This window comes from Streptomyces hundungensis, assembly GCF_003627815.1.
In the GTDB taxonomy this organism is placed as follows: Bacteria; Actinomycetota; Actinomycetes; order Streptomycetales; family Streptomycetaceae; genus Streptomyces; species Streptomyces hundungensis_A.
Genome location: NZ_CP032698.1, coordinates 4,163,142 through 4,189,681, shown reverse-complemented (window position 1 = coordinate 4,189,681; position 26,540 = coordinate 4,163,142). Strand labels below are relative to the sequence as shown.

Below are 26,540 nucleotides of genomic sequence, written 5' to 3'. Positions count from 1 at the left end.
CGGGCGGGTGGGTGGGGAAGGTGCCTTGGGGTCTGGGGCGGAGCCCCAGGGGCCCGGGCTGTCCAACCCCCGTCACGGGCGGGTGGGCAAAGGGGCTCGGGGTCTGGGGCGGAGCCCCAGGGGGCCGGAACCAACCAACCGCTGCACGGGTGGGTGGGCGAGCGGGGCGGAGCCCCAGGGCCTACGGCGTCCGCCCCGCCGCCTTAACCCCCTGCTTGTACGCCCGTACCTTCCCCAACGACTCCACCCCCGTAATGTCCGCCACGGACCGGAAACACCCCGCCTCCCCATACGCCCCCGCCGCCTCCCGCCACCCCGCCGGCCGGACCCCGAGCTGCTTTCCCAGGAGCGCGAGGAAGATCTTCGCCTTCTGCTCCCCGAAGCCCGGCAGCGCCTTGAGCCGGGAGAGCAGCTCCGCCCCGGATGCCACCCCCGTCCAGACCCCGGCCGCGTCACCCCCGTACTCCTCCACGAGAAACCCGCACAGCTGCTGGATCCGCTTGGCCATGGAACCGGGGTAGCGGTGCACCGCGGGCTTCTCCTTGAGGAGTTCCGCGAAGGCTTCCGGGTCGTACGCGGCGATCGCCCCCGCGTCGAGATCGTCCACCCGCATGCGCTGGGCGATCGTGTACGGGCCGGAGAACGCCCACTTCATGGGGACCTGCTGATCGAGCAGCATGCCGACCAGCGCGGCGAGCGGACTGCGGCTGAGCAGTTCGTCGGCTTCGGGCTGCTGGGCGAGCCGAAGGGTTGTGTTCATGCCTCGATGATCGGCGCGCAACGACCGCACCGCACGCGGACGAGCACCGCCCCGCGGACCCGCACCGCAACGCGGATCCGCACCCGTCCCGCGGATCCGCACCCGTCCCGCGGACCCGCACCCGTCCCGCGGACCCGCACCCGTCCCGCGGACCCGCACCCGTCCCGCGGACCCGCACCCACGTGACTTGCACCCCGCAAGCACCGCCATTTCAAAGCGACACTTTTCAAACGCCGGCCACTTTCCAAACCTCGGCCACTCTCCCAACATCGCTCGCCTTTCGAACCCCCTCACGCTTTCGCATGACTCTCCCCCACCCGCGGAATGGCGAAGCCGTGGTGGGGTAGCTCGGCTCGGACCACCCCGTGCGTACCGGGCACGCGCGTACCCAAGACGTACGCCCCGGGCACGCCCGTACCCGCACGCGCGTACAGCCGCGCGCAGCAAGAGGGGCAACCGCAGTGAGCCAGCCTTTCGTCCTGCCGGATTTCTATCTGCCGTATCCGGCCCGGCTCAATCCCCATCTGGACTCCGCGCGGGAGCACTCCCGCGTCTGGGCCCGGGAGATGGGCATGCTGGAGGGTTCCGGGATCTGGGAGCTGAAGGACCTCGACGCACACGACTACGCCCTGCTCTGCTCCTACACCCACCCCGACTGCGACGCGGATCAGCTAGCCCTGGTCACCGACTGGTACGTGTGGGTGTTCTTCTTCGACGACCACTTCCTGGAGATGTTCAAACGCACCCTCGACCGCAAGGGCGGCAAGGAATACCTCGACCGGCTGCCCGCCTTCATGCCGATGGACCTCGCCGACGGGTTCCCGGAGGCGACCAATCCCGTCGAGGCGGGCCTCGCCGACCTGTGGGCGCGCACCGTTCCGTCGATGACGCGCGAGTGGCGCGACCGCTTCGCGACCAGCACTCGCAATCTGCTCAACGAGTCGCTCTGGGAGCTCTCCAACATCAACGAGGGGCGGGTCGCCAACCCCGTCGAGTACATCGAGATGCGCCGCAAGGTGGGCGGCGCGCCCTGGTCGGCGGGCCTCATCGAGTACGCCGCGAACGCCGAACTCCCGGCGTCCATCGCCGAGTCGAGGCCGGCCCGGGTCCTCACCGACGCCTTCGCCGACGCCGTCCATCTGCGCAACGACCTGTTCTCCTACCAGCGCGAGGTCGAGGACGAAGGCGAACTCAGCAACGGCGTCCTGGTACTTGAGAACTTCCTGGGCTGTACGACGCAGGAGGCCGCCGAAGCCGTCAACGACCTGCTGACCTCGCGACTCCAGCAGTTCGAGAACACCGCGCTCACCGAAATGCCGCGCCTGTGTGTGGAGAAGGGCCTCACCCCCGACCAATGCGCGGCCGTCGGCGCGTACGTCAAGGGGCTTCAGGACTGGCAGTCCGGCGGCCATGAGTGGCACATGCGCTCCAGCCGTTACATGAATGAGGGCGCCGCTCTCTCCGCCTCGCCCTTCGACGGGGCGCTCGGCACCTCGGCCCGCCATGGCAGCACGCTGTTCGGGCGCCCCGCCGAGGCCCGTCGGCGCAGCTTCACCCACGTTCCGATGCAGCGGGTCGGCCCGTCGCTGCTGCCCGACTTCGACATGCCGTATCCCTTGGCGCTCAGCCCACATGTGGGCGCCGCACGTGTGGCGTCTGTCGACTGGGCGGACCGGATGGGGTTGCTCGACGACATCTGGGACGCGGAGAAGCTGGCGGGGTACGACTTCGCGCTCTGCGCGGCCGGCCTCGACCCCGACGCGACGCCGGAGGAGCTCGAACTGAGCACCGAGTGGCTGACCTGGGGAACCTACGGCGACGACTACTACCCGCTGGCGTTCGGGAGGCCGCGCAACCTGGCCGCCGCGCGGGCCGCCACCGATCGGCTTTCCGCCTGCATGCCCCTCGACGAGCCCTCGGCCGGGCACGCGGCGGCGCGCACCCCCATGGAGCGCGGCCTCGCCGACCTGTGGGCGCGCACCGCGGGACCGATGACCGGCGAAGCCCGCGCGGCCTTCCGCCGGGCCGTCGACATCATGCTGGAGAGCTGGCTCTGGGAGCTGCACAACCAGGCCCAGCACCGCATCCCCGACCCGGTCGACTACATCGAGATGCGCCGCTACACCTTCGGCGCCGACCTCACCATGAGCCTGGCGCGCCTGCGTCACGCGGGCCAACTCCCGCCCGGTGTGCGAGAAAGCGGCCCCCTGCGCAGCCTGGAGAACGCCGCAGCCGACTACTGCACGCTCCTCAACGACGTCTTCTCGTACCAGAAGGAGATCGAGTACGAGGGCGAGGTCCACAACGGCGTCCTCGTCGTCCAGAACTTCTTCAACTGCGACTACCCGACGGCGCTGCGCATCGTCGACGACCTGATGCGCTCGCGGTTGCGCCAGTTCCAGCACGTCATCACGCATGAACTCCCGGTGCTGTGCGAGGACTTCGAGCTCGATGAGGGCGAGCGCCATGTGCTGGGCGCCCATGTGGCCGAGCTCCAGGACTGGATCGCGGGCATTCTGAACTGGCATGAGTCGACGCGCCGCTATGGGGCCGCCGACCTCCCGGACGCCCTCCCGCATGGCAGCTCCCCCCACAGCGTGGCCCGGGGCAGTGTGGCCCCCTGGTGGATGCGGCCCACCGGGGCGGGGACCTCGGCGGACCGGGTGCGGCTCCCGGAGATGTTGGTGTCGGTCGCGGAAACGGTGGCGCCGCCGGTGATGGCCACGGCCGCGCATTCCGTTCCCGCGGGGCCGCCCCCGCCGGCCCTCCCCCTGTCCACCGTGGCGCAAGGACACACCGTCTGATCCTCTGACGGGGCACCTGCCGCAAGCGGTCCAGCTGGAACCCGAGGGCCGCCCGGAGGCCGCTCAGCCCCTCCTCTCCGCTCTCCCCGCCCCCTCCGCTCTCTCCGCTCTCTCCGCGTCGGACGCCCGGAGCCGGGTGTCCGTGGAGCGTTGAAGGGCGCCCAACACCCAGGGCACGTAACGCTGTTCGGTCACCACATACACAGGGGTCACACCGTCCCGGCACTCCACCACCTGGCAGTCGGGGGCGGCCCGGGGTCCCGGGTCGGTCCAGTACGGCGGCCGGACCCGGACGGCCGTGAGGGTGCGCGGCACGGGTTGGCGGGCGATCCGGCCGGACGGGTCCGGGGTGGCGGCGAGCAGCCCCGGCGCGGCGACCACATACCTGAACCCCTCGTGGCAGTACGGGACTTCGCCGAGGATCGCGCCGGGGAAGCACTCCTCCACGAGCGGGACCAAGGGGGTCACCTTGATGGTGTCGGGGGTGCGGCGGCGGTGGCGGTGCGTGAGCCAGGCGGCGCCGGAGAGAACGGGCACGGCCCCGACCGCCGTGAGCAGCAGGGCGGTGGGCACGCCGCCGGTGACCCAGGGGGTGCCGAAGGCGAAGCAGACGATGAGCAGGACCGACCCCAGGGGGAGGGTGAGCCGCCAGGGCTCGTGCACGGGCGACTCGGTGGCACGCCGTGCCGAGCAGTAGGCCGCGCGCAGACAGGCCACGCCCACGGAGAGCGAGACGAGCGCCCCGGCCAGCGGCAGCCGGTAGCCGCCCCTCGGGTCCGCCGTCGTGTACTGGCGCAGGCTCCGGAACTCGACGTATCTGATCTCCCCGCGCCAGTAGGTGAGGTGGAGCGTGGCCCCGGGGCGTACCGCGGCGAACACGGGGGCCCGGCCGTCCATCTTCACGCGGTGCGGCGGCGTGGCCCCGCCCGCCGGGACCTTCGCGGGACTGGCCTTCAGCCGCCCCGGCAGCGCCCCCGACCCCTCCTGTACGTCGCCGAGACCCAGCCAGTAGTAGGTCGAGCGGTGTTTGTGGTCGGCCGCGGCGGAGGTCACCGTGGCCGTGATGGTGTGTCTGCACTCCGTCGAGACCTCGGCGACCGGGCAGTTGGACGCCGACGCGAAGGCCCGCTCCTCGTCGAGCGCGTGGGGCGCGGTCGCAAGCAGCAGCCAGCCGGCGGCGAGCATGAGCACGACGCCGATCACCGCGGGAACGAGGACGGCCGAGCGGTCCCGGACCGTGGCGGGAGCTGTGTTCACCGCTCGCCGCTCCCGGGCACGTACCGCACGAAAGGGGATGACTCGATCATCATCCGGTCATTCTGAAGCCTGTGGGGAGTCACCTCGCATACGGCGCAAGGTCGTTCAGACCTCTCGGAACCACCCGGTCGGGACCGACGGGGCCGATCTTGCACGTGTCGTCGACGCGACCCGGGCCGGCCGGGATCACCGGGCCCACCTGTGCGGGTTCACCCGTAGGTGTGAGCGGGGAGGAGACATGAGCCAGTGGCACTTGCGTGTCGGCACTCAGTGCCATGCGATCGGCGGCCGAGGCCGGAGCCAACGGACGCGTCGGCCCCCTGATGTTCCGGGGCGCCCGGTGCGAGAATTCGGTCCACACAAGCCAGCCGAAGACCATGTGCGGACCGATCCGGCCCCCGCATGCCACATGTGCATCCCCCACATGCACACCACAGTGACACCACAGTGGTGCTCCCCGACTGCGTACGAGCCGCCGCGAACGGGCATATGCCTATCCGGCGCTCCCGAATGAAGGTGATGGGGCCATGTCCGCGGACATGAAGGTGCTACTGGTCGACGACCATGAGGACAACCTGTTCGCCATGGAGAGCATCCTCGCGCCGCTCGGCTATCCCCTGGAGCTCGCGACCAGCGGGGACGCCGCCCTCAAGGCCGCGCTGCACGGGGGGATAGGGGTCGCGGTCCTCGACGTGGTGATGCCCGGCGTGAGCGGCCTGGACGTCGCCCGTTATCTGAGCCGCCTGACCCAGACCCGGCTGATCCCCGTCATCCTGGTGACCGGCAGGGGCCACGACAACGAAATCGCCGCCCAGGCCCTGCACTTGGGCGTGGCCGACTACCTGATCAAGCCCATCGACCCGTGGGCGCTGCGGATCAAGGTGCAGTACCTGTACCGCACGAGCACCCTCCTGACCGGCCCCGCCCCCCGCCAACGGGGCCCCCGCACCCACCCCGCCGAGCCGACCCCACTCCCCACCAGACGCCGCCAACTCCGCCCCACGGAAACCATCCGCATCCCCCACCAGCCCGAGGACCCACCGCGCTGAGCCGCCTCGTCGTGCGAAGTGTTCTGTGGCTGACACGCGTCCGGGGTAGCAAGCACCACCGTCCTACTTGCCGTGCTCCGGGCCGTACCACTGGAGGGCTTGGCCCGTCACTGCGGCGATGCACTCGAAGTCATGATCGCGATGGAGCAGGGTGAGCCCTTGCAACTCGGCTGTCGCGGCGACGACGAGATCGACCGCTCCGGCACTTCGGTGCTTCCCCTGCTTGGTGAGAGCCTCTTGTACGCGCCAGGCGCGGTCATAGGCCCGGTCGTCCACGGGGACCCAGCCGAAGATCAGCCGCATGTCCTCGATGCCGCGTGCCCGGTCGGCAGCCGACCGGGCGCTGTAGAAGAACTCAAGCTCGGTGATCGGGCAGGTCGCGATGAGACCCGCTGCGGCGGCTTGGTCCCAGCCGTACTGGTCCGAGTCCCCCCGCATGAACCGCGCGAGCGCGCTGGTGTCGATCAGGAACTGAGCCGCGTTCACCTGCGGTAGTTCCTCTTGTCTTCGAGCAGGTCCAGGTCGAAGGCGCCCTCGCTGGAGGCCGCCCGCAGCCGGGTGAGGGCGAGCGCGCGACGCCGGCCGTCCAGTACCTCGCGAAGAGCGGTGTTGACGGTCTCCTTCTTGGTGCTCGTCCCGAGCGCTTTGGACACTTCCGCGACCAGGTCGTCGTCGAGGTCGATAACCGTCCGACTCATGTGGCCTCCTTGGTATCAAAGATGCAACCAAGTATATCTCACGGGATACCTCCGGAGAGTGGGTGCATCCCGTCCTTGGTGGTCAAGACGTCTCTGGCAACTGGTACGCCGGGACCCTGACCTTCACGCGAGTGGGCGCGGCCCACACCGCTGACGGGCGGAAGGGGGAGGGGGCTGTGGCTGCGCCACCAGTCCAATATCCCTCGTTGCAGTACTCCACCTACCGGCTAATGATGGATTGCCACTCAGGGCTCACGTGGGGAGTGCAGCGTTAGCGGTTCGTCGGTTGCCTGTTATCCGCCGACATGTGAAGCTCCATTCTCCACATCATCGGGATGCACTACAGAGTCGTGAACGCCTGTGGCACGCATCAGCGATTTTACCGGTACAACTCGACTATTGCCGTTCCAGAGTACCCTGAAGGATAATGAACCCGCATTGGACTTTCTTGATGCCTGCGATTCTGAGAGGCCAGCGGCATCGGCCGCTTTGCGGAATCCGAGATGAGTGGGGAGGAGGTCGGAGAATTGATAGTAAAGGTTCCTCCCGTCCACCCATGATCGCCCCAACTGTTCCGGGCTAATGGCGGAAGCGTCTACCTCGTCACGGCAACCGCTGCGCAGTTTCGCGTGAAAGGTTTTGACGTGGTCCATGACTCCCATGCTTTGCAACAGGGCTCCCGTGCGCTCACCGCGAATCCTTTCGTCGGAATCTGGATTCAGCATCGTGCTGGCGTCAAGGATCGAAGCTGCACGTAGCGTGGATCCTTCTTCATATGCGGCGTCAGCCATGAGGTCCTCCACACTTACCGCACATGTTTCCGATCTGCCGGCTTCTACCAGGGCGCGAGCGCTGGCGAACGCACGAGCCATCATGGCGTCCAGGAGTTTATTCGAGGGCGTGCCAGTCGGCGCGGAAAACCATTCCTCGAGGGCGCCGTGCACCATCGCGGACCTGATGTCCGAGAGGTCGTAACTCCACTGTTGCGCCAGCTCCTTCGACCATCCCCGAAAATGTAGCGTCAGTAGATCAAGTAGGATCATCAACCATTTCTCTCGCTCCTGCGGCTCCCCCTCTCTCGCCAGCGTTACTACCGACTCCCACAGGCGCAGGCTTTTCACGGATCTGGATCGTCCCAAGCGAACTGTCTTGCGCAGTACCTTATATGGGGGATGGCTCTTGATTGTGCACGCTCGTACATCGCCGACGTGTGCACAGATGGGCTCTCCTCTGAAGTCGCGTGTAATTGCTTCAGAGATGAGAGCGAAGACATCGCGCATAATTTTCCCCATCATGTAGGGCGGGCAGGTCTGGGGAAATCGTGGGCTACGGCAGGGGTGCCTTGGGGGAATCCTGCTTGGATTCGGCCCCATTGAGTGAAGAATGTTTGACGGTGCCAATGATGGGGCGGGGCCGGTATTCGGCAGGCGGCGCTCAGTCTGCGACAGAGACCCCGGGTGCTTGGGGCCGCGTGTGGCGTCGCAAGTGAGGTCTCTGCGGGGCCTTGGAGTCGATTGAGCCGAGAGGAGGGCCCGCGCCGTGGCCCCGGTGTAGACCGAGGCCGCGGATCGAGTCTCCTGGCAGGCCTCGGGAGCGTGAGTCCCGTGCGGGGGGTACCTCCCGCAGGCGCCAACGAGCCTCAATCGCTGGATCGGCGCCTCCACTTGCGCCGAGTCCCCCGTGACTTCCGGCGATTGTCCGTGTCCAGGTTGGCGATTCGGCTGGTCGCGCGGCTCTGGATGCCGGCGTTGATCCGGCGTACGAGGCGGGGGATGGTGAGCTCTGGCAGCTTCGGCAGCACAAGGCGTAGTCGCGAGCCCCGTCGGCCTGAAGCTCGGTGCGCCGGCACTCACGGCGGCGAGGCGGCCGCCGTCGAGGCAGAGCGCGCCCGGCGGCGGAGGAGCCGGGGATCTGTGTTGCTCCGGGCATGCGGACGGCCACTGCCACCATGAACGCCGAAGGGCCCCGCAGCGAACTGCGGGGCCCTTCGACGTATTGCCCGGTGAGAGCAATGGCGGAGGATACGAGATTCGAACTCGTGAGGGGTTGCCCCCAACACGCTTTCCAAGCGTGCGCCCTAGGCCACTAGGCGAATCCTCCGCGGCAAACAATACAAGACGTTGGGGGGTGCTCGCGAACTCGTTCCCACGTCAGGGATCGGGTACCCTGTGCGGAGCCCCTCACGTGGCGCTATCTGACTGAACTCCCCCAGGGCCGGAAGGCAGCAAGGGTAGGTCGGCTCTGGCGGGTGCGTGGGGGGCGCTTGATTTTGTGGGGTCGGAGGCCTCGATCCGGGCCTCGATCCCCTGTGTGGCCCCCTATGCGGCCGCCTGTGTGGCGGGCCCGGGCGGGGCGGGTGGGTCGTCGGCGGGGCCGGTTGTCAGTGGGCCCCGATAACCTCGTATGCGTGTCGTCCCTTGCGCTGTACCGCCGCTACCGCCCCGAGTCGTTCGCCGAGGTCATCGGGCAGGAGCATGTCACCGACCCGTTGCAGCAGGCGCTGCGGAACAACCGGGTCAATCACGCGTACCTGTTCAGCGGGCCGCGGGGCTGTGGCAAGACGACCAGCGCCCGTATCCTCGCCCGCTGTCTGAACTGCGAGCAGGGGCCGACGCCCACCCCGTGCGGGGAGTGCCAGTCCTGCCGGGACCTCGCGCGCAACGGGCCGGGCTCCATCGACGTGATCGAGATCGACGCCGCGTCGCACGGTGGCGTGGACGACGCCCGTGAGCTGCGCGAGAAGGCCTTCTTCGGCCCCGCATCCAGCCGGTACAAGATCTACATCATCGACGAGGCGCACATGGTGACCTCGGCCGGCTTCAACGCCCTGCTGAAGGTCGTCGAGGAGCCGCCGGAGCACCTCAAGTTCATCTTCGCCACCACCGAGCCCGAGAAGGTCATCGGGACGATCCGGTCGCGTACGCACCACTATCCGTTCCGGCTCGTGCCGCCCGGCACGCTGCGGGAGTACCTGGGCGAGGTCTGTGGGCAGGAGGGCATTCCCATCGAGGACGGGGTGCTGCCGCTCGTGGTGCGGGCCGGCGCCGGGTCCGTGCGTGACTCGATGTCCGTCATGGACCAGCTGCTCGCCGGCGCCGCCGACGACGGTGTGACGTACGCCATGGCCACCGCCCTGCTCGGTTACACCGACGGTTCGCTGCTCGACTCGGTGGTGGACGCGTTCGCCGCCGGGGACGGGGCGGCCGCCTTCGAGGTGGTCGACCGTGTCATCGAGGGCGGCAACGACCCGCGCCGCTTCGTCGCCGACCTCCTGGAGCGGCTGCGGGACCTCGTCATCCTGGCCGCCGTCCCCGACGCGGGGGAGAAGGGGCTCATCGACGCCCCCGCGGATGTCGTCGAGCGCATGCAGGCGCAGGCCTCCGTCTTCGGCGCGGCCGAGCTGAGCCGCGCCGCCGACCTCGTCAACACCGGGCTCACCGAGATGCGCGGGGCCACCTCGCCCCGGCTCCAGCTCGAACTGATCTGTGCCCGGGTGCTGCTGCCCGCCGCCTATGACGACGAGCGCTCGCTCCAGGCCCGTATCGACCGCCTTGAGCGCGGCGCCCACTTCCAGGCGGCGCCCGTCGGCGGCCCCGCCATGGGGTACATGCCCGGGCCCGAGGCACATGCGCCGATGCAGGGTGGTCCCGGCGGGCCCGAGGCGGCTCGGGCCGCGGTGCGGGGTGGTGGGGCGGGAGGGGCGGCGCCGGTTGCCGGGCCCGCCCACTCGGGGGGCGCCGCGCCTTCCGGTCCGCCCATGCAGCAGCCCCCGGCGCCGCAGCCGCCCATGCCGCAGCCCGCCCAGCAGGCGCCGGCCGCGCCGAGCCGGCCCGTCGCGCCGCAACCCGCTCCGGCCCAAGCGGCTCAGCCCGGACAGCCCGCGCAGTCTGGTCAGGCTTTCGGTCAGCCCGCGCAGCAGAGCCCCGCCGGGACCTGGCCTTCGGCTGCCTCGCCCGGGCAGGGAGGCGGCCAGCGGGCCGGCGCCTGGCCCGGTGCGTCGGCCGCCGCCCCGACCCCGGCCCCCGCCCCGACTCCGACCCCCTCCGCCGGAGCCTGGCCCTCGGCTGCGTCCTCGGCCGGGTCCTCGGCCACACCGGCGGCCGCACCCGAGGCTGCCCCCGCCCCGGCCGCGCAGGCCCCCGCGTCCGGCGGTGCTCAGGGCAATGCCATGCAGGTGCGGTCCATGTGGCCGGACATCCTGGAGGCCGTCAAGAACAAGCGGCGCTTCACCTGGATCCTGCTCAGCCAGAACGCGCAGGTGGCCGGCTTCGACGGCACCACCGTGCAGCTCGGGTTCATCAACGCCGGGGCCCGCGACAACTTCGCGAGCAGCGGCAGTGAGGACGTGCTGCGCTCCGTGCTCTCCGAGCGGTTCGGGGTGCAGTGGAAGGTCGAGGCGATCATCGACCCGTCGGGCGGTGTCCAACCCCCGCCCGCCGCAGGCAACTTCGGGGGTGCCGCGCCCCGGCCCCCCGCGCCGCCCGTGCAGCAGCACCAGCCGCACCAGCAACACCAACAGCACCAGGCGCAGGCCTCCGCGCAGCCTCCGAGCTCCGCGACCTCGGCCAGCCCCGCCCCCGTACCGCAGGTCCAGCAGCCGCCCCGGGGCGCCGCTCCCGTACGCCATGAGGAGCCTCCGCCGCCGGTCCGGCCGGAGGACGACGTTCCGGAGGACGACGACCCGGATCTGGTGGACAACGCGCTGTCCGGCCACGACCTGATCGTGCGCGAGCTCGGGGCCACCGTGGTGGAGGAATATACGAACGAGGGCTGACGGTCCACTGGGTGGCCCGCACAAAGATCAAGCCATCGCGGCGGTTAGGCTGGCTGCCGTGAAGGTCCTTGTCATCGGCGGCGGTGCCCGTGAGCACGCCCTGTGCCGTTCCCTGTCCCTCGACCCCGACGTGACGGCGCTGCACTGCGCCCCCGGCAACGCCGGGATCGCGGAGGTCGCCGAGCTCCACCCGGTCGACCAGCTGGACGGTGGAGCGGTCGCCCGCCTCGCCGTCGAGCTCGGCAGTGACCTGGTGGTCGTCGGACCCGAGGCGCCCCTGGTCGCCGGGGTCGCCGACGCCGTACGGGCCGAGGGGATCCCCTGCTTCGGCCCCTCCCGGGAGGCCGCCCTGCTGGAGGGCTCCAAGGCGTTCGCCAAGGACGTGATGGCGGCGGCGAACGTGCCGACCGCCCGCTCCTACGTCTGCACCACCCCCGAGGAGATCGACGCGGCGCTGGACGCCTTCGGGGCTCCGTACGTGGTGAAGGACGACGGTCTCGCGGCCGGCAAGGGCGTCGTCGTGACGGACGACCTCGCCGCCGCCCGGGAGCACGCGCTGGCCTGCGACCGCGTCGTCATCGAGGAGTTCCTCGACGGCCCCGAAGTCTCGCTCTTCGCGATCACCGACGGCGTCACCGTCCTCCCGCTCCAGCCCGCGCAGGACTTCAAGCGCGCGCTCGACGGCGACGAGGGCCCCAACACCGGTGGTATGGGCGCCTATTCGCCGCTTCCGTGGGCCGACCCGAAGCTGGTCGACGAGGTCATGGAGAGCGTGCTCCAGCCCACCGTCGACGAGCTGCGCCGCCGGGGCACCCCGTTCTCCGGACTGCTGTACGCGGGCCTCGCGATCACCTCGCGCGGGGTGCGGGTCATCGAGTTCAACGCGCGGTTCGGCGACCCCGAGACGCAGGTCGTGCTGGCCCGCCTCAGGACCCCGCTCGCGGGCGTCCTGTTCCACTCGGCCAACGGCACCCTCGACGTACAGCCGCCGCTCGCCTGGCGCGACGACGCGGCCGTCACCGTGGTCATCGCCTCGCACAACTACCCCGCGACCCCGCGCACCGGCGACCCCATCGAGGGCTTGGCGGACGTCGCGGCGCAGGACGAGCCCACCGCGTACGTCCTGCACGCCGGGACCCGGCGGGACGGCGACGCCGTGGTCAGCGCGGGCGGCCGGGTCCTGTCGGTCACCGCGACCGGCGAGGACCTCGCCCAGGCCCGGGAGCGCGCGTACGCGGCGGTCGGCCGGATCCGGCTCGACGGCTCGCAGCACCGCACCGACATCGCCCGCGAGGCGGCCCGCACGCAGGGCTGACCCGCACCACGCTTCCCGGGGCCCCGGCCGCACGCGCGCCGGGGCCCTCGCGTTCTCCCCGCCCGCCCCGAACGAGCCAAGCCCCCTGCCCGGAACCCGCGAAGCCACCAGCCCCGGCCCGGCGAGGGCACCCGGCCCCCGGCCCGGCGTGCGCGCCGGCCGCCCGACCCCGCGAGCGCACCCGGCCCCCGGCCCCGCGTGCGCACCCGCAACCCGCACCGGAACACCCGCACCTTTGCCCAAAGCCATTCCATCGAGTGACGGCTGGCCCATCCGGATGACTCTCGCCCAAGCCCCAACTAGGGTGCGGCGGAGGCGTTCCGGCACTTGGCCCACCGGCATTGCGATGTCAGTGGCGGGTGCCACAGTGGGGGAGTGAGCAACGCCGCCGCAGGGCAGAGGGGGTGAAGTCCGGCCGTGTCCGGTACCGGAATGGGTGGAGAGGCGGGCGCGCTGCACGCGCGCTCGCGGGCTCTCGCCGTGCTGCGCATCCGTAGCAGGGCGCTGGCCGTGGCTCTGCTGCCGGCGGCTGTCGCCGTCGTGCTGATCGTCGCCGCCGCGCAGGGCCGTATCGAAGGCAGTGCCTGGCACACCGCGCGCTGGTCGGTCACCGCCGCCGCGCTGCTCGTGCTGCTGCTCGCGGCCGCCGTCGCGGCCGTCATCGCCCGGGCCAGACCGGCCCTTTCCCCGACGGTGGACCTCGCCGAGTCGGCCGCCCCCGATCTGTACCGCCTGGTCAGGGACCTGGCGGAGCGGCTCGATGTGCCCCCGCCCTCGGCGATAGCCCTCACTCCCGACTGCGACAGCTGGCTGGAGGACCGTACGCATCCGGCGCACACCGCCGGCCGCGGGGCGCTGCCCGCGCGCTTCATACGCCGCGCGGGCGCGGGGACGGCTCGCGCCCGGCGGGTATCGACCGCTCCGGTCCTGGTCATCGGCTCGCCCTTCATGTGGTGGATGCGCGTCGGAGAGCTGCGCGCGATCCTCGCCCCGGTCGTCGCCGGTACGGGCCCTTCCGCGCACCCGGACATAGCGGCCGCCCGCCGCTTCGTCCGGGGTCTGGACGCGGCGGTCGGCGTGGCCGCACGCCCCGGCCTCGACCCGGTGCGGCGGCTCGCGCTCGGCTTCGTCGGATCGATCGCCCGGCTGCTCCTGCGCGGGTGCCGGGTGCATGCCGCCGAGATGGAGCGCGGGGTCGCGGTCGCCGCGTCCGAGCGCGCCCAGGCGGTGGACTACGGGGTACGCATCGTCGCGCAGGAACAGGTCGGGCTCGCCTACGCGGGCTGGGACCGGCTGCTGACCCGGGTCGCGCTTCCCGCCTGGCGGATGGGGCGCTGGCCCTCCCGGCTGGACGCGGGAGTGGTCTCGGCGCTCACCGAGCTGTCCCGGCGCGACCGGCTGGCCGAGGGGTTCACCACGCGGCTCGGCGAGCGGCCGGCCTGCGACCTCCTGGAGGAGCCCGGGATCGCCGACGAGGCGACGTCGCTGCTCGCCGCCCGGCTGTTCCACGGCGGCCCCGCCGAGCCCGGCCCCGACTGGGCGCCGGTGGACTGGGCCGCGTATCCGGAGGAAGTCGTCGACCGCAAGTGGCGCACCGAGGCGGCCCGGCTGCACCGGGTCCTGGACGCGCTGGAGGAGGGGGGCGGCGCGGAGTCCGCGGCGCCCACCCTGGCCCGGGTCATCGACCACCTCACCGCGTCGGACGGCGAGGCCGCGGAGCGGCTGTCCGCCCGGATCGCGGCGGAGGTGGCCGACGAGGAGGCCGCGTCCGCGCCGCTCCCGCCCGGGCCCGAGTCCTGGGGTGACGGGGTGCCGCTCTTCCCGCTCCAGCCGCCGCGCACCGGCAGGGAACTGCTCGCCGACCATGTGACGGCGATGGTGTGCTGCGCCGCGGTCGACACGGCGGGGGCGCTGCCCGGGCTGGACTGGCTGGACGGCCCCTCGCTGCTCGTCGACGAGGTCCGCCGTTCGGATTTGGCGTCGCCGGTGCTTGCGCTGGTCGAGGACGGGGATGCGGACGGTCTGCGTGGCTGGTTGGCGGCGGTGGGCGTCCGCCCCGAAAAGCCCCTACGCCTGGTCTAACCGGCCCCGCCCCACTCCGACGTGCCGGGCCCCCGGCTCCGGCGTGCCGGGCCCACCCCGCTCCGGCGCGGCCGACCGACCCGCTCCGGCCGAGCCGGCCGACCTTCGTCTGCGGACCGTGCCCGCGTTTTGCGCAGTTCCCCGCGCCCCTAAACCCTCTCGAATCTGCGGGTCGTGGTCGCTTCTCGCGCAGTTCCCCGCGCCCCTGGCAGAACCGGTGCGGCCCCGGACGGGGCAGGTTGCGCAGTTCCCCGCGCCCCCAAAAACCGTTTTCGTCTGCGGGCCGCAGGTGGCTGGTCGCGCAGTTCCCCGCGCCCCTTAGCTACTCGGTGCTGGCCAGCACCTCAGCCTGTCCGGCGATTGAGGACGAGCGCCCTTAAGGCGCGAACGGGGTCTGGGGCGGAGCCCCAGGGGCCTGGGCTGTCCAACCCCCGTCACGGGCGGGTGGGTGGGCAAAGCGGCTCGGGGTCTGGGGCGGAGCCCCAGGGCCGGGGCCATCCAACCCCCTGCACGGGCGGGTGGGTGGGCAAAGGGGCCGGGGCCGCCCCCCGACCCACCCGGAACGGTGAATTCCCGTTAACGTCAATTCGCGACGAACGGTGACGGAGTGCGTGCGTTATGTGATGTGCTGGGGACCGGTCGCGGACAGACCGCGCACCACGGTCGCGTCATCTGTTGTCACGGGGGATCGAGGGAGGGCAGTGACATGGGGGTGGAACGGTCGGAACACATCCGGCGCTGGGAGTCCGGTGCCCTCGCGCACGCCGTCTCGGACCCCTTCGGCCAGGGCCCGCTGCCCTGGCTGCGCGGCAGTGAGCACTACTTCGACGACACCGGCCACGTGGTGCCCTGGTACGTGGACCACGTCCCGGCCCAGCGCGACACCCCCCGCACCACCGCCCGCACCACCGCCCACGTCACCGGCCCGCGCACCGCGGACGACGTGGGTCAGCAGATCAAGGGGTTCGCCTCCAGCGGAGGCGTCGCGCCCGGCGAGGCGATCGACTTCCACATCACCGTGGACCCCCCGCAGCAGTTCACCGTCGACGTCTACCGGATCGGGCACTACGGCGGCGACGGAGCCGCGAAGATCGCCACCAGCCCCCGCCTCTCCGGCATCGTCCAGCCGCCGCCGCTGACCGCCGACCGGACCGTCTCCTGCCACCACTGGTGGCAGTCCTGGCGCTACCAGGTCCCCGCGCACGCCTCGATCGGCGCCCATGTCGCCGTGCTCACCACCGCCGACGGCTACCGTTCGCACATCCCCTTCACGGTCCGCGACGACCATCCGGCCGATCTGCTCCTGCTGCTGCCCGACATCACCTGGCAGGCGTACAACCTCTACCCGGAGGACGGCCGCACCGGCGCGAGCCTCTACCACGCCTGGGACGAGGAGGGCCGGCTGCTCGGCGAGGAGGACGCGGCGATCACCGTCTCCTTCGACCGGCCGTACGCGGGCGCGGGCCTGCCGCTTCATGTGGGCCACGCCTATGACTTCATCCGCTGGGCCGAGCGCTACGGCTACGACCTCGCCTACGCCGACGCCCGCGATCTGCACGCCGGCCGCATCGACCCCACCCGCTACCGGGGCCTGGTCTTCCCCGGTCACGACGAGTACTGGTCGGCCCCCATGCGCCGCGCGGTCGAGCTGGCCCGCGACGGCGGCACCTCGCTGGTCTTCCTGTCCGCCAACTCCCTTTACTGGCAAGTGGAGTTGGGGCCCTCGCCGTCCGGTGTGCCGGACCGCCTGCTGACCTGCCGCAAGCGGCGCGGGCCCGGCCGGCCGGCCCTGTGGCGCGAGGTGGCCCGGCCCGAGCAGCAGCTCCTGGGCATCCAGTACGCGGGCCGCGTCCCCGAGCCGCACCCCCTGGTCGTACGCAACGCGGACCACTGGCTGTGGGAGGCGACCGGGGCCAGTGACGGCGAGGAGATCGAGGGCCTGGTCGCAGGCGAGGCGGACCGCTACTACCCGCGTACCGCCCTGCCCGAGCACCAGGACCGCATCCTGCTCGCCCACTCCCCGTACCGGGACGGCGAGCAGAACCTCCGCCACCAGGAGACGTCCCTGTACCGGGCGCCGTCGGGCGCGCTCGTCTTCGCCTCGGGCACCTTCGCCTGGTCCCCGGCGCTGGACCGGCCCGGCCATGTGGACCCCCGCGTCCAGCGGGCCACGGCCAACCTCCTCGACCGCATCTGCAAACGCGACTGACCCCGCCCCCGCCGACCGGGCCATGCCCGCCCCGCCGCACCCCGTCGGCGCACCGGCAGGCCCCCGCCCGACCCGCGACCGCCGTACCCGGCCGGATGCGAGAGAATCGGAACGCTCCTGGATCAACCTACGCGGAGGAACCGTGTCCGGATTCGTAGAAAAGCCCGAGCCGCTTGAGGTGCCGGGCCTGACCCACCTCCACACGGGCAAGGTGCGTGACCTCTATCAGAACGAGGCCGGCGACCTGGTCATGGTCGCCAGCGACCGGCTGTCCGCGTACGACTGGGTGCTGCCCACCGAGATCCCCGACAAGGGCCGGGTGCTGACCCAGCTCTCCCTGTGGTGGTTCGACCTGCTCGCCGACCTCGTCCCCCATCACGTCATCTCCAGCGAGGTCCCGGCCGGCGCCCCCGCCGACTGGGCGGGCCGCACCCTGGTGTGCAAGTCCCTGGCGATGGTCCCGGTGGAGTGCGTGGCCCGGGGCTACCTCGCGGGCTCCGGCCTCGTCGAGTACAACGCCTCCCGTACGGTGTGCGGCCTCGCGCTGCCCGAGGGGCTCGACAACGGCTCCGAGCTGCCCGCGCCGATCTTCACCCCCGCCACCAAGGCCGCCGTCGGCGACCACGACGAGAACGTCAGCTACGAGGAGGTGGCCCGCCAGGTCGGCGCGGAGACCGCCGCGCTGCTGCGCCAGACCACCCTCGCCGTGTACGGCAGGGCCCGTGACATCGCGCGCGAGCGGGGCATCATCCTCGCGGACACCAAGTTCGAGTTCGGCTTCGCGGGCGAGGAGCTCGTCATCGCCGACGAGGTGCTCACCCCCGACTCGTCGCGCTTCTGGCCGGCCGACAGCTGGGAGCCGGGCCGCGACCAGCCGTCCTACGACAAGCAGTACGTCCGTGACTGGCTGACCTCGCCCGAGTCCGGCTGGGACCGCACGAGCGAGCAGCCCCCGCCGGCGCTGCCGCAGCACGTGGTGGACGCGACCCGGGCCAAGTACGTCGAGGCGTACGAGCAGCTCACCGGCGTCCGCTGGGCCTGAGCCCGCCCTCGCCCCCGTCCGGGGGCCGCGCGTCCCTCACCCGGGCCGCGCGGGCCCCGGCCGCGGTAACGCCCGCCGTGGCCGCGACGACGACACGAAGAAGCCCCCGGCCGATGACCGGGGGCTTCCTCCGTTGAGCGAACGACGAGGTTCGAACTCGCGACATCCACCTTGGCAAGGTGGTGCTCTACCAGCTGAGCTACGTTCGCATGCGCCGTGGCGCGGACACCACTATACCCAACCGCGCTCGCGGGCGAGACGGACCGCCGTGTGACGGTTGCCCGCACCCAGCTTGGCGGCGGCCGACGACAGGTAGTTGCGGACCGTCCCCTGGGACAGCGCGGCCCGCTCGGCGATCTCCGCGACGGGCGCCCCGTCGGCCGCGAACCCGAGCACCTCGGCCTCCCGGGCGGTCAGCGGCGAGTCCCCGGCCGAGATCGCGTCGGCCGCCAACTCCGGGTCCACATAACGGTTTCCGGCGTGTACGGTCCGGATGATCTCGGCGAGCCGCTGGGCGCTCACCGTCTTGGGCACGAAGCCGCGCACCCCCGCCGAGAGCGCCCGTTTGAGGTGGCCGGGGCGGCCGTGCCCGGTCACGATCATGGTCCGGCAGGAGGGCAGTTCGGTCCGCAGGGTTGTGGCCACCGTCACACCGTCCGCGCCCGGCATCTCCAGATCGAGGACCGCCACATCGGGCCGGTGGGCCCGCGCCATGGCGAGCGCCTCGGGGCCGGACGCGGCCTCGGCGACCACCTCCAGGTCGTCCTCCAGACCGAGCAGGGCGGCGAGCGCGCCCCGGATCAGGTGCTCGTCGTCGGCGAGCAGCACCCGTACGCGGTTCACCGGGGCACCTCCGCGGTCAGCCGGAACAGTCCGTCTCCCACCGGGCCGGCCTCCAGGGTCCCGCCGAGCGCGGCCAGCCGCTCGCGCAGGCCCGCGAGGCCGGAGCCGGGGGCGCCGTGGGGCCGCTCCGGTACGCCGTCGTTCTCGACGACCAGGGTCGCGGTGGCCTCGGCGACCGCGAGGGTGATCGCCACACTGCGGGCGTCCCCGTGCCGCAGCACGTTGGTGGTGGCCTCGCGCACCACCCAGCCGAGCGCCGACTGCGCCTCGACGGTGAGCGCGTCGTCCGGGCCCGCGTACCGGCAGCCGATCCCGGCCGCCCGCAACACCCCTCGGGCGCCCTCGATCTCGACGCCGAGGTCCGCCTCGCGATAGCCGCGCACCACGTCCCGTACCTCTTTCTGTGATTCCTGGGCGATGCGCTGCACCTCCACCATCTGGGCCACCGCCTCGGGCCGGCCGCGCTGGGCGAGCTGGACGGCGAGTTCGGCCTTGAGCGCGATGACGGCGAGGTTGCGGCCGAGCACGTCGTGCATGTCCCGTCCGAAGCGCAGCCGTTCCTCGGCGACGGCCAGGCGCGCCTCGGTCTCGCGGGCCCGGTCGGACTCCCACATCACCGACAGCGTCCAGGCGCCGCAGCGCGCCATCAGCAGGATGTACGTGCCGGAGAGGGCGACCACGAGCGCCAGGGCGAGCAGGTGGCCGCCGCGCACCCCGACCGCCGCGAACACGGCCACGGTCGGCAGTGCGAGCAGGGCGAACCGCCACAGGAACGGCCACGGCGGGGTGAGGGTGCTGTACGTCATCCCGAACGGCATCACGACGTAGAGCACGATCAGGACGAGGTCGGTGAGCTTCAGGCCGTGCGCGGCGTACAGCGCGGCGACCAGGGCGAGGGAGGTCAGGCACAGCGCGCAGGACACCAGGAGCGGGCCGCGCGGCGCATCGCCGCGCCCCAAGTACTGGTCCAGCGCGCCCCGGTGCGAGCGGATGCCCTGGAAGGCCTGGGCCGCGCCCGTGGCGAGGGCCGCGACGGCCAGGGCGAGCGGCAGGGGCGCGTGCCGCAACCCCTGCACGACGAACGGCACTTCCCAGCTGAGGAAGAAGAACCACGTCGTGCACTGCCAGATCAACCGGCTCTGCACTTCGACCTTCTCGACCCTGCTGCGGTCCCGCCAGTGGCGTTGATGCCACGCCCGTATCCGGCCCATCACGCCGTCGCCCCCTCGTCTCAGCGCCGCGGCTCCCACCGGAAGCGCTTGCGCACGACCAGCACCGCGATGAGCGTCCAGACAACCATGACGAGCAGCTCGCGCAGCACCTCCCCGGCGCCGGCGCCGCCGGTCCAGCCGTCCCTGATCAGGCCGATGACCGGGGTCAGCGGCAGCAGTTCGCAGACGGAGGCGAGGCGGTCGGGCAGCACGTCGAGCGGGACGACCATGCCCGAGCCGAGGATGGACAGCATCATCAGCGGCAACACCGCGACCTGGGCGGCCTCCGCGGACTTGGTGAGCGCCGCGGTCGCCGCGGCGAGTGCGCCCATCAGGCCCATGCCGAGCAGCAGCCCGACGGCCGCGAGCCACACCGTGCCCGGCACCGGGACGTCCATCAGGACCGAGCAGCCCACCGCGAGCAGCAGGGACTGCCCGAGCCCGATGAGGACCATGGGCAGCGCGGCCCCCGCCAGGATCTCCAGGTCCCGCAGTTCCCCGGTGCGCAGCCGCTTGAGGACGAGTTCCTCACGGCGTACGACGTAGACGGCGCTCAGCGTCGAGTACACCGCGAACAGCAGCACATAGCCGAGCGCGCCGGGCAGCAGCAGCGTTCCGACGGTGAGCCCGGCGTGCTCCAGGTCCATGCCCCGGACGGCGGGGCGCATGGAGCAGGTGAGCATGGTCGGCAGCACGAACATGGTGAACAGGGCGGACTTGTTGCGGCCGAGCAGGGTCAGTTCGGCGCGCGCCAGCGCCTTCATGCGGTCCGCCGAGGAGGTGAGTGCGCGCTCCTTGGCCCGGGCCGGGCCGCGTACGGCGTCCAGTGTGGTGCTCATCGAACCGTCTCCGCTTCCCCGTGCTGCTCCTGCGCGATCTTCAAGAAGGCCTCTTCGAGCGAGGCCGAGCGCACATCGAGCCCCCGCAGCTCGACGTCGCTGTCCCTGGCCCACAACAGCAGCCCGGTGGCGGCGAGTTGGAGCTTGTCGGTCTTCAGCCGTACGGTCCGCCCGGCCGTCTCGTGGCCGACGACGCCGAGCCGGTCGAGCGGCGGCAGGTCGCCCAGGTGGTAGCCGTCGGGCAGATCGAAGGAGATGTGCGAGGGCTGGGCGGCGACGACTTCATCGACACGGCCGCTCGCCGCGATCCGTCCCTCGTGCAGGATCGCGAGCCGTTCGGCGAGCGCCTCGGCCTCCTCCAGGTAGTGGGTGGTCAGCAGGACGGTGGTGCCGCCGTCGCGCAGCGCCCGCACCAACTCCCAGGTGGCGCGCCGCCCTTCGGCGTCCAGGCCGGTGGTCGGCTCGTCGAGGAAGAGCACCTCGGGCCGGGCGAGCAGGGCGAGCGCCAGGTCGAGCCGGCGCTTCTCGCCGCCGGAGAGCTGCTTGACCCGCACCTGGGAACGCCGGGCGAGGTCGACCAGTTCGAGCGCCTCGGCGACCGGGCGGGCCCCGCTGGTGCACCCCGCCCACATCCGGACGGTCTCGGCGACGGTCAGCTCGGCGGGGAAGCCGCCCTCCTGGAGCATCACGCCGGTACGGGGGCGGACGGCGGCCCGTTCGGTGTACGGGTCGTGCCCGAGCACCCGGACGGTGCCGCCGCTGGGCGGGGCGAGACCTTCGAGGAGTTCGACGGTGGAGGTCTTGCCCGCGCCGTTGGTGCCGAGCAGCGCGAAGAGTTCGCCGCGCGCCACGGAGAAGGAGATTCCGGAAACGGCCTCGAAGCCCCCGGCGTAGGTCCGCCGCAGCTCCTCGACCTCGATCACATCTGCTGTTCCTGCCATGACGTCAGCGTTCCGCGGGAACGGCGGCCGGGGCAGTGCGCGCTGTCATCGCCGGCCATGACAAATGTCAGTTGGTCCGGGGCGAGCGGCCGGGCACATGACGAAGGCCCCGGTTCGATGAACCGGGGCCTTCGTGCTTCCTGAGCGGACGACGAGATTCGAACTCGCGACCCTCACCTTGGCAAGGTGATGCTCTACCAACTGAGCCACGTCCGCATGCCTCCGACCAGCTCTCACTGGGCGGCGCGAGCATCACTCTACCTGATCCACAAGAGGGACCGGTAGGCGATGCAGAGCGGGTGACAGGAATTGCACACTGCGCCTCCCCCCTGGAAGGGGGGTGTTCTACTACTGAACTACACCCGCACGCTCCGGTGGACCGGGCCTTTCGGCCTTGCCCCTCGGCGTGCTCCAGACTCTAGCTGATCAGCGGGGGGGTCGTGCAACTCCGGTGTCCGGGGCGGGCGCAGGGCCGCCCCGGACACCGGGTCAGCTCGCCTCGGCGAAGGCCTCGTAGACCTTCTTCGGGATCCGGCCCCTGGCGGGTACGTCCATCTTGTTGGAGCGTGCCCAGGCGCGGACGGCCGCCGGGTCGGGGGCGACGGCGGTGTGCCGGTAGGTCCTGCCGGACTTCGTGTGCTTGCGGCCCGCCGTCACGTAAGGCGCGAGCGCCTTGCGCAGTTTCTTTGCATTGGCGGGATTGAGGTCGATCTCGTAGACCTTTCCGTCCAGGCCGAACGTGACCGTTTCCGCCGCTTCTCCGCCGTCGATGTCATCGGAGAGTGTGACCACTACGCGCTGAGCCACGGATATCGGTTCCTTCCTGAGGTGTCGCCGCCCTCACATGCCTGACGTGCGGCGATACCGGCCTTGCGGCTGTTATGGAGCAATGTTGTTTTCGCTGGGATTCCTTTGTACAGCGGTACCCATTGCAATGTGAAGCCCAGCCAATTGCATCAGCGTGTCTCCACGCAATGACTTCGTCGACTTTTTCTCGGGATTTTTCCCACGTGTTGTCGTCGCCGAAACCGGAACGTGATCAGGCGTTACCGATATCTACCCGCGTAGATTTTTCGGGCGGGTACTCTGAGGGAACCGCCTTCGCACCACACCACACCGGGAGTGCCAGTGGCACGCGTCGTAGTCGACGTCATGCTCAAGCCGGAAATCCTCGACCCGCAGGGACAGGCGGTGCAGCGCGCACTGCCCCGTCTCGGCTTCGAGGGGATCGGCGACGTACGTCAGGGAAAGCGTTTCGAGCTGGAAGTGGACGGGCCGGTCGATGAGGCCGCCCTCGCCCGTATCCACGAGATGGCCGAGACCTTCCTCGCCAACACCGTCATCGAAGACTTCACCGTCAAGGTCGAGGAGCAGTCCAAGTGACTGCCCTCCCGTCTCCCACCGCCGCCCTGCCCGAAGGCCCTTCGGGCCTGCGCAACATCCGAATCGGCGTTGTCACCTTCCCCGGCACGCTCGACGACCGGGACAGTCTGCGGGCCGTGCGCATCGCGGGGGCCGAGCCGGTCTCCCTGTGGCACCGCGACAAGGACCTCCACCAGGTCGACGCGATCGTCCTCGCCGGCGGGTTCTCCTACGGCGACTACCTGCGGGCCGGGGCCATCTCCCGGTTCTCGCCGGTGATGGAGACGGTCATCGAGCAGGCCAGGGCCGGTATGCCGGTCCTCGGGATCTGCAACGGCTTCCAGATCCTCACCGAGTCGCACCTGCTGCCGGGCGCCATGCTCCGCAACAACCACCTGCACTTCATCTGCCGTGAGCAGAGGCTGCGGGTGGAGAACGCGGAGACCGCCTGGACCGCCGACTACGAGACGGGCCAGGAGATCCGGGTCCCGCTCAAGAACATGGACGGCCGTTACGTCGCCGACGAGCGCACGCTGGACGAGCTGGAGGCCGAGGGCCGGGTCGCGTTCCGCTACCTCGACGGCAACCCCAACGGCTCGCTCCGTGACATCGCCGGCATCACCAATGCCGCCGGCAACGTCGTCGGTCTGATGCCGCACCCCGAGCACGCCGTGGAGCCGCTGATCGGTACGGGCCGTACCGACGGCCTCGGATTCTTCACCTCGATCCTGAAGAAGCTGGTCAACGCATGACTCTCGACACTGTTGCGCACGCCGCCGAGACCCCGGACGTCGAGCAGCCCTGGAAGGAGCTCGGCCTCAAGGAGGACGAGTACGCGCGGATCCGGGAGATCCTCGGCCGCCGCCCGACCGGCGCCGAGCTCGCCATGTACTCGGTCATGTGGTCCGAGCACTGCTCGTACAAGAGCAGCAAGGTCCACCTGGCGCAGTTCGGCGAGAAGGCCCCCGAGAACGACGCGATGCTCGTCGGCATCGGCGAGAACGCGGGCGTCGTCGACGTCGGCCAGGGGTACGCGGTCACCTTCAAGGTCGAGTCGCACAACCACCCCAGCTACATCGAGCCCTACCAGGGCGCGGCCACCGGCATCGGCGGCATCGTCCGCGACATCCTCGCCATGGGCGCCCGCCCGGTCGCCGTCGTGGACCCGCTGCGCTTCGGCGCGGCCGACCACCCCGACACCCGGCGCGTCCTGCCGGGCGTCGTCGCGGGCATCGGCGGCTACGGCAACTGCCTCGGGCTGCCCAACATCGGCGGCGAGGTGGTCTTCGACGCCTGCTACCAGGGCAACCCGCTGGTCAACGCCGGCTGCATCGGCGTGATGAAGCACGAGGACATCCACCTCGCCCAGGCCTCGGGCCCGGGCAACAAGGTCATCCTGTACGGCGCCCGCACGGGTGGCGACGGCATCGGCGGTGTTTCGGTGCTGGCCTCGGAGACCTTCGAGTCGACCGGCCCGGCCAAGCGCCCCGCCGTCCAGGTCGGTGACCCGTTCCAGGAGAAGCTCCTCATCGAGTGCACCCTGGAGATCTTCAAGGAGAAGCTCGTCGCGGGCATCCAGGACCTCGGTGGCGCGGGCCTGTCGTGTGCCACCTCCGAGCTGGCCAGTGCCGGTTCGGGCGGCATGCGCGTCGAGCTGGACACCGTGCCGCTGCGCGACTCCTCGCTCTCGCCCGAGGAGATCCTCATGAGCGAGTCGCAGGAACGCATGTGCGCGGTCGTCGAGCCGCAGCACGTCGACCGCTTCCTGGAGATCTGCGAGAAGTGGGACGTCATCGCCACCGTCATCGGTGAGGTGACCGAGGGCTCCCAGCTGGAGATCTTCTGGCACGGCGAGCAGATCGTCGACGTGCCGCCGCGCACCGTCGCCCACGAGGGCCCGGTCTACCACCGCCCGTTCGCCCGCCCCTCCTGGCAGGACGCGCTCCAGGCCGACGACGCGGGCAAGCTGCCGCGTCCGCAGTCCGGCGCCGAGCTCAAGGACCAGGTCCTGAAGCTGGTCGCCTCCCCGAACCAGGCCTCCAAGGCGTGGATCACCGACCAGTACGACCGTTTCGTGCAGGGCAACACGGTGCTCGCGATGCCCGAGGACGCCGGCATGGTCCGGATCGACGAGGAGTCGAACCTGGGCGTGGCCATGGCGACCGACGGCAATGGCCGCTACGCCAAGCTCGACCCCTACACCGGGGCCCAGCTCGCGCTCGCCGAGGCGTACCGCAATGTGGCGGCCTCCGGCGCGAAGCCCCTGGCCATCTCGGACTGCCTGAACTTCGGCTCCCCCGAGGACCCGGACGTGATGTGGCAGTTCGCCGAGGCCACCCGTGGTCTGGCGGACGGCTGCCTCCAGCTCGGCACCCCGGTGACCGGCGGCAACGTCTCGCTCTACAACCAGACCGGCGAGACGGCCATCCACCCGACCCCGGTGGTCGCGGTGCTCGGCGTGATCGACGACGTGAACCGGCGCACCCCGATCGCCTTCGCCGAGCAGGGGCAGCTGCTCTACCTCCTCGGTGACACCCGCGAGGAGTTCGGCGGCTCGGCCTGGTCCGAGGTCATCCACGACCACCTCGGCGGGCTGCCGCCCCGGGTGGACCTGGACCGCGAGAAGCTGCTCGGCGAGATCCTCATCTCGGGTTCGCGCGACGGCATGATCGACGCCGCGCACGACCTGTCCGACGGCGGTCTGATCCAGGCCGTGACCGAGTCCTGCCTCAAGGGCGGCAACGGCGCGCGCCTGGTCGTCCCGGACGGCCTGGATGCCTTCACCTTCCTGTTCAGCGAGTCGGCGGGCCGCGCGGTCGTGTCCGTGCCGCGCTCGGAGGAGCTGCGCTTCACCGACATGTGCGGGGCGCGCGGCCTTCCGGCCACCCGGATCGGTGTCGTGGACGGCGAAGCCATCGAGGTCCAGGGCGAGTTCAGCCTGGGCCTCGCCGAGCTGCGCACGGCCCACGAGGCGACCATCCCCGCACTGCTGGCCCACTGAGGTCCGGCCGTACGCGCCAACTCCTCGGCCCCGTACCCCTGTTGAGGGGGTGCGGGGCCGAAGTGCGTGCAGGCGGCGACGCGTTCGCGGGGAACCCCCCCGCCGCCGTCCCCTTTCACGCTGCGGACCGTGCGTGGCTGGTCGCGCAGTTCCCCGCGCCCCTAAACCCGCTCGATCCTGCGGACCGTGGGTGGCTGGTCGCGCAGTTCCCCGCGCCCCTAAACCCGCTCGATCCTGCGGACCGTGGGTGGCTGGTCGCGCAGTTCCCCGCGCCCCTAGCTACTCGGTGCCGGCCTGCATGGGCATTTTCAGCCCGTCCGGCGTTTGAGGACGAGCGCCCTTAAGGCGCGATA

Annotated in this window: 20 protein-coding genes, 4 tRNA genes and 1 other RNA gene; 11 read left to right on the top strand and 14 right to left on the bottom strand. The window is 71.1% G+C overall.

Features of this window, described 5'->3' with window-relative positions:
- Positions 1–181: 181 nt before the first annotated feature.
- Entirely contained in the window at positions 182–760 is a 579-nt protein-coding gene (locus DWB77_RS18660) for an HhH-GPD-type base excision DNA repair protein (RefSeq protein ID WP_120722322.1), read from the bottom strand.
- Positions 761–1,221: 461 nt separating this feature from the next.
- On the opposite strand from DWB77_RS18660, the gene DWB77_RS18655 reads away from it, so the two are divergent.
- Positions 1,222–3,564: a terpene synthase family protein gene (locus tag DWB77_RS18655; RefSeq protein ID WP_174248576.1), complete on the top strand. Its 2,343-nt coding sequence runs from the start codon at positions 1,222–1,224 to the stop codon at positions 3,562–3,564.
- A gap of 63 nt (positions 3,565–3,627) precedes the next feature.
- Here DWB77_RS18655 and DWB77_RS18650 read toward each other — a convergent pair whose 3' ends face one another.
- Entirely contained in the window at positions 3,628–4,821 is a 1,194-nt protein-coding gene (locus DWB77_RS18650; protein WP_120722321.1) for a hypothetical protein, read from the bottom strand.
- 527 nt (positions 4,822–5,348) lie between these two features.
- Between DWB77_RS18650 and DWB77_RS18645 the strand changes: the two genes are divergently transcribed.
- Complete coding sequence (locus DWB77_RS18645) at positions 5,349–5,870, top strand: response regulator (RefSeq protein WP_120722320.1); 522 nt, start codon at positions 5,349–5,351, stop codon at positions 5,868–5,870.
- A gap of 63 nt (positions 5,871–5,933) precedes the next feature.
- On the opposite strand, the gene DWB77_RS18640 is transcribed toward DWB77_RS18645, so the two are convergent.
- From DWB77_RS18640 to DWB77_RS18630, 4 genes are all read right to left on the bottom strand, one after another.
- On the bottom strand, positions 5,934–6,356 hold the full coding sequence (locus DWB77_RS18640) for a PIN domain nuclease (RefSeq protein ID WP_120722319.1): 423 nt from the start codon (positions 6,354–6,356) through the stop codon (positions 5,934–5,936).
- Positions 6,353–6,568 (bottom strand): type II toxin-antitoxin system VapB family antitoxin, encoded by a 216-nt coding sequence (locus tag DWB77_RS18635; protein ID WP_120722318.1) that lies wholly within the window; start codon positions 6,566–6,568, stop codon positions 6,353–6,355. Before DWB77_RS18635 ends, DWB77_RS18640 begins: the two co-directional genes overlap by 4 nt.
- 293 nt (positions 6,569–6,861) lie before the next feature.
- The gene (locus tag DWB77_RS37855) at positions 6,862–7,689 is read right to left on the bottom strand and encodes a hypothetical protein (protein WP_162952556.1); all 828 of its coding nucleotides are present in this window, start codon (positions 7,687–7,689) and stop codon (positions 6,862–6,864) included.
- An 891-nt stretch (positions 7,690–8,580) separates the two neighbouring features.
- Positions 8,581–8,668 (bottom strand) — tRNA-Ser (locus DWB77_RS18630).
- A gap of 71 nt (positions 8,669–8,739) precedes the next feature.
- On the opposite strand from DWB77_RS18630, the gene ffs reads away from it, so the two are divergent.
- From ffs to DWB77_RS18600, 6 genes are all read left to right on the top strand, one after another.
- Positions 8,740–8,838: signal recognition particle sRNA small type (gene ffs / locus DWB77_RS18625), an RNA gene on the top strand.
- Positions 8,839–8,975: 137 nt separating this feature from the next.
- Positions 8,976–11,342, top strand: a complete 2,367-nt coding sequence (locus tag DWB77_RS18620) for a DNA polymerase III subunit gamma and tau (protein ID WP_120722317.1) — start codon at positions 8,976–8,978, stop codon at positions 11,340–11,342.
- Between the two features lie 58 nt (positions 11,343–11,400).
- Positions 11,401–12,657, top strand: coding sequence for a phosphoribosylamine--glycine ligase (gene purD, locus DWB77_RS18615; protein ID WP_120722316.1), 1,257 nt, complete (start codon positions 11,401–11,403; stop codon positions 12,655–12,657).
- A 417-nt stretch (positions 12,658–13,074) separates the two neighbouring features.
- The gene (locus DWB77_RS18610; protein ID WP_120722315.1) at positions 13,075–14,739 is read left to right on the top strand and encodes a hypothetical protein; all 1,665 of its coding nucleotides are present in this window, start codon (positions 13,075–13,077) and stop codon (positions 14,737–14,739) included.
- A 706-nt stretch (positions 14,740–15,445) separates the two neighbouring features.
- Positions 15,446–16,948: a N,N-dimethylformamidase beta subunit family domain-containing protein gene (locus DWB77_RS18605; protein ID WP_120722314.1), complete on the top strand. Its 1,503-nt coding sequence runs from the start codon at positions 15,446–15,448 to the stop codon at positions 16,946–16,948.
- A 142-nt stretch (positions 16,949–17,090) separates the two neighbouring features.
- A complete protein-coding gene (locus tag DWB77_RS18600; protein ID WP_120722313.1) occupies positions 17,091–17,990 on the top strand; it encodes a phosphoribosylaminoimidazolesuccinocarboxamide synthase in 900 nt (299 codons plus the stop codon).
- Between the two features lie 136 nt (positions 17,991–18,126).
- On the opposite strand, the gene DWB77_RS18595 is transcribed toward DWB77_RS18600, so the two are convergent.
- The 8 genes from DWB77_RS18595 to DWB77_RS18560 all read right to left on the bottom strand — a co-directional run bounded on the left by DWB77_RS18595 (position 18,127) and on the right by DWB77_RS18560 (position 22,631).
- A tRNA-Gly gene (locus DWB77_RS18595) sits at positions 18,127–18,199 on the bottom strand.
- A 22-nt stretch (positions 18,200–18,221) separates the two neighbouring features.
- Positions 18,222–18,833, bottom strand: coding sequence for a response regulator transcription factor (locus tag DWB77_RS18590; protein WP_120722312.1), 612 nt, complete (start codon positions 18,831–18,833; stop codon positions 18,222–18,224).
- The gene (locus tag DWB77_RS18585) at positions 18,830–20,044 is read right to left on the bottom strand and encodes a sensor histidine kinase (protein WP_120722311.1); all 1,215 of its coding nucleotides are present in this window, start codon (positions 20,042–20,044) and stop codon (positions 18,830–18,832) included. The genes DWB77_RS18590 and DWB77_RS18585 overlap by 4 nt, the downstream gene beginning before the upstream one ends.
- Before the next feature lie 20 nt (positions 20,045–20,064).
- The gene (locus DWB77_RS18580; protein WP_120722310.1) at positions 20,065–20,883 is read right to left on the bottom strand and encodes an ABC transporter permease; all 819 of its coding nucleotides are present in this window, start codon (positions 20,881–20,883) and stop codon (positions 20,065–20,067) included.
- On the bottom strand, positions 20,880–21,824 hold the full coding sequence (locus DWB77_RS18575) for an ABC transporter ATP-binding protein (protein ID WP_120722309.1): 945 nt from the start codon (positions 21,822–21,824) through the stop codon (positions 20,880–20,882). The genes DWB77_RS18580 and DWB77_RS18575 overlap by 4 nt, the downstream gene beginning before the upstream one ends.
- 143 nt (positions 21,825–21,967) lie before the next feature.
- A tRNA-Gly gene (locus DWB77_RS18570) sits at positions 21,968–22,040 on the bottom strand.
- 78 nt (positions 22,041–22,118) lie between these two features.
- Positions 22,119–22,190 (bottom strand) — tRNA-Gly (locus DWB77_RS18565).
- 123 nt (positions 22,191–22,313) lie between these two features.
- On the bottom strand, positions 22,314–22,631 hold the full coding sequence (locus tag DWB77_RS18560) for a histone-like nucleoid-structuring protein Lsr2 (RefSeq protein WP_120722308.1): 318 nt from the start codon (positions 22,629–22,631) through the stop codon (positions 22,314–22,316).
- A gap of 321 nt (positions 22,632–22,952) precedes the next feature.
- Here DWB77_RS18560 and purS point away from each other — a divergent pair, with 321 nt between their 5' ends.
- The 3 genes from purS to purL are packed head-to-tail and all read left to right on the top strand — an operon-like array spanning position 22,953 to position 26,187.
- Positions 22,953–23,207, top strand: a complete 255-nt coding sequence (gene purS / locus DWB77_RS18555; protein ID WP_120722307.1) for a phosphoribosylformylglycinamidine synthase subunit PurS — start codon at positions 22,953–22,955, stop codon at positions 23,205–23,207.
- Between the two features lie 56 nt (positions 23,208–23,263).
- On the top strand, positions 23,264–23,938 hold the full coding sequence (purQ, locus tag DWB77_RS18550) for a phosphoribosylformylglycinamidine synthase subunit PurQ (RefSeq protein WP_120727950.1): 675 nt from the start codon (positions 23,264–23,266) through the stop codon (positions 23,936–23,938).
- Complete coding sequence (purL, locus tag DWB77_RS18545; RefSeq protein ID WP_120722306.1) at positions 23,935–26,187, top strand: phosphoribosylformylglycinamidine synthase subunit PurL; 2,253 nt, start codon at positions 23,935–23,937, stop codon at positions 26,185–26,187. The genes purQ and purL overlap by 4 nt, the downstream gene beginning before the upstream one ends.
- Positions 26,188–26,540 lie beyond the last annotated feature (353 nt).

Coding starts and splice junctions, on each gene's coding strand:
- DWB77_RS18660 (WP_120722322.1), bottom strand. CDS start 760: ATGAACACAACCCTTCGGCTCGCCCAGCAGCCCGAAGCCGACGAACTG.
- DWB77_RS18645 (WP_120722320.1), top strand. CDS start 5,349: ATGTCCGCGGACATGAAGGTGCTACTGGTCGACGACCATGAGGACAAC.
- DWB77_RS18635 (WP_120722318.1), bottom strand. CDS start 6,568: ATGAGTCGGACGGTTATCGACCTCGACGACGACCTGGTCGCGGAAGTG.
- DWB77_RS18605 (WP_120722314.1), top strand. CDS start 15,446: ATGGGGGTGGAACGGTCGGAACACATCCGGCGCTGGGAGTCCGGTGCC.
- DWB77_RS18585 (WP_120722311.1), bottom strand. CDS start 20,044: ATGGGCCGGATACGGGCGTGGCATCAACGCCACTGGCGGGACCGCAGC.
- DWB77_RS18580 (WP_120722310.1), bottom strand. CDS start 20,883: ATGAGCACCACACTGGACGCCGTACGCGGCCCGGCCCGGGCCAAGGAG.
- DWB77_RS18575 (WP_120722309.1), bottom strand. CDS start 21,824: ATGGCAGGAACAGCAGATGTGATCGAGGTCGAGGAGCTGCGGCGGACC.
- purL (WP_120722306.1), top strand. CDS start 23,935: ATGACTCTCGACACTGTTGCGCACGCCGCCGAGACCCCGGACGTCGAG.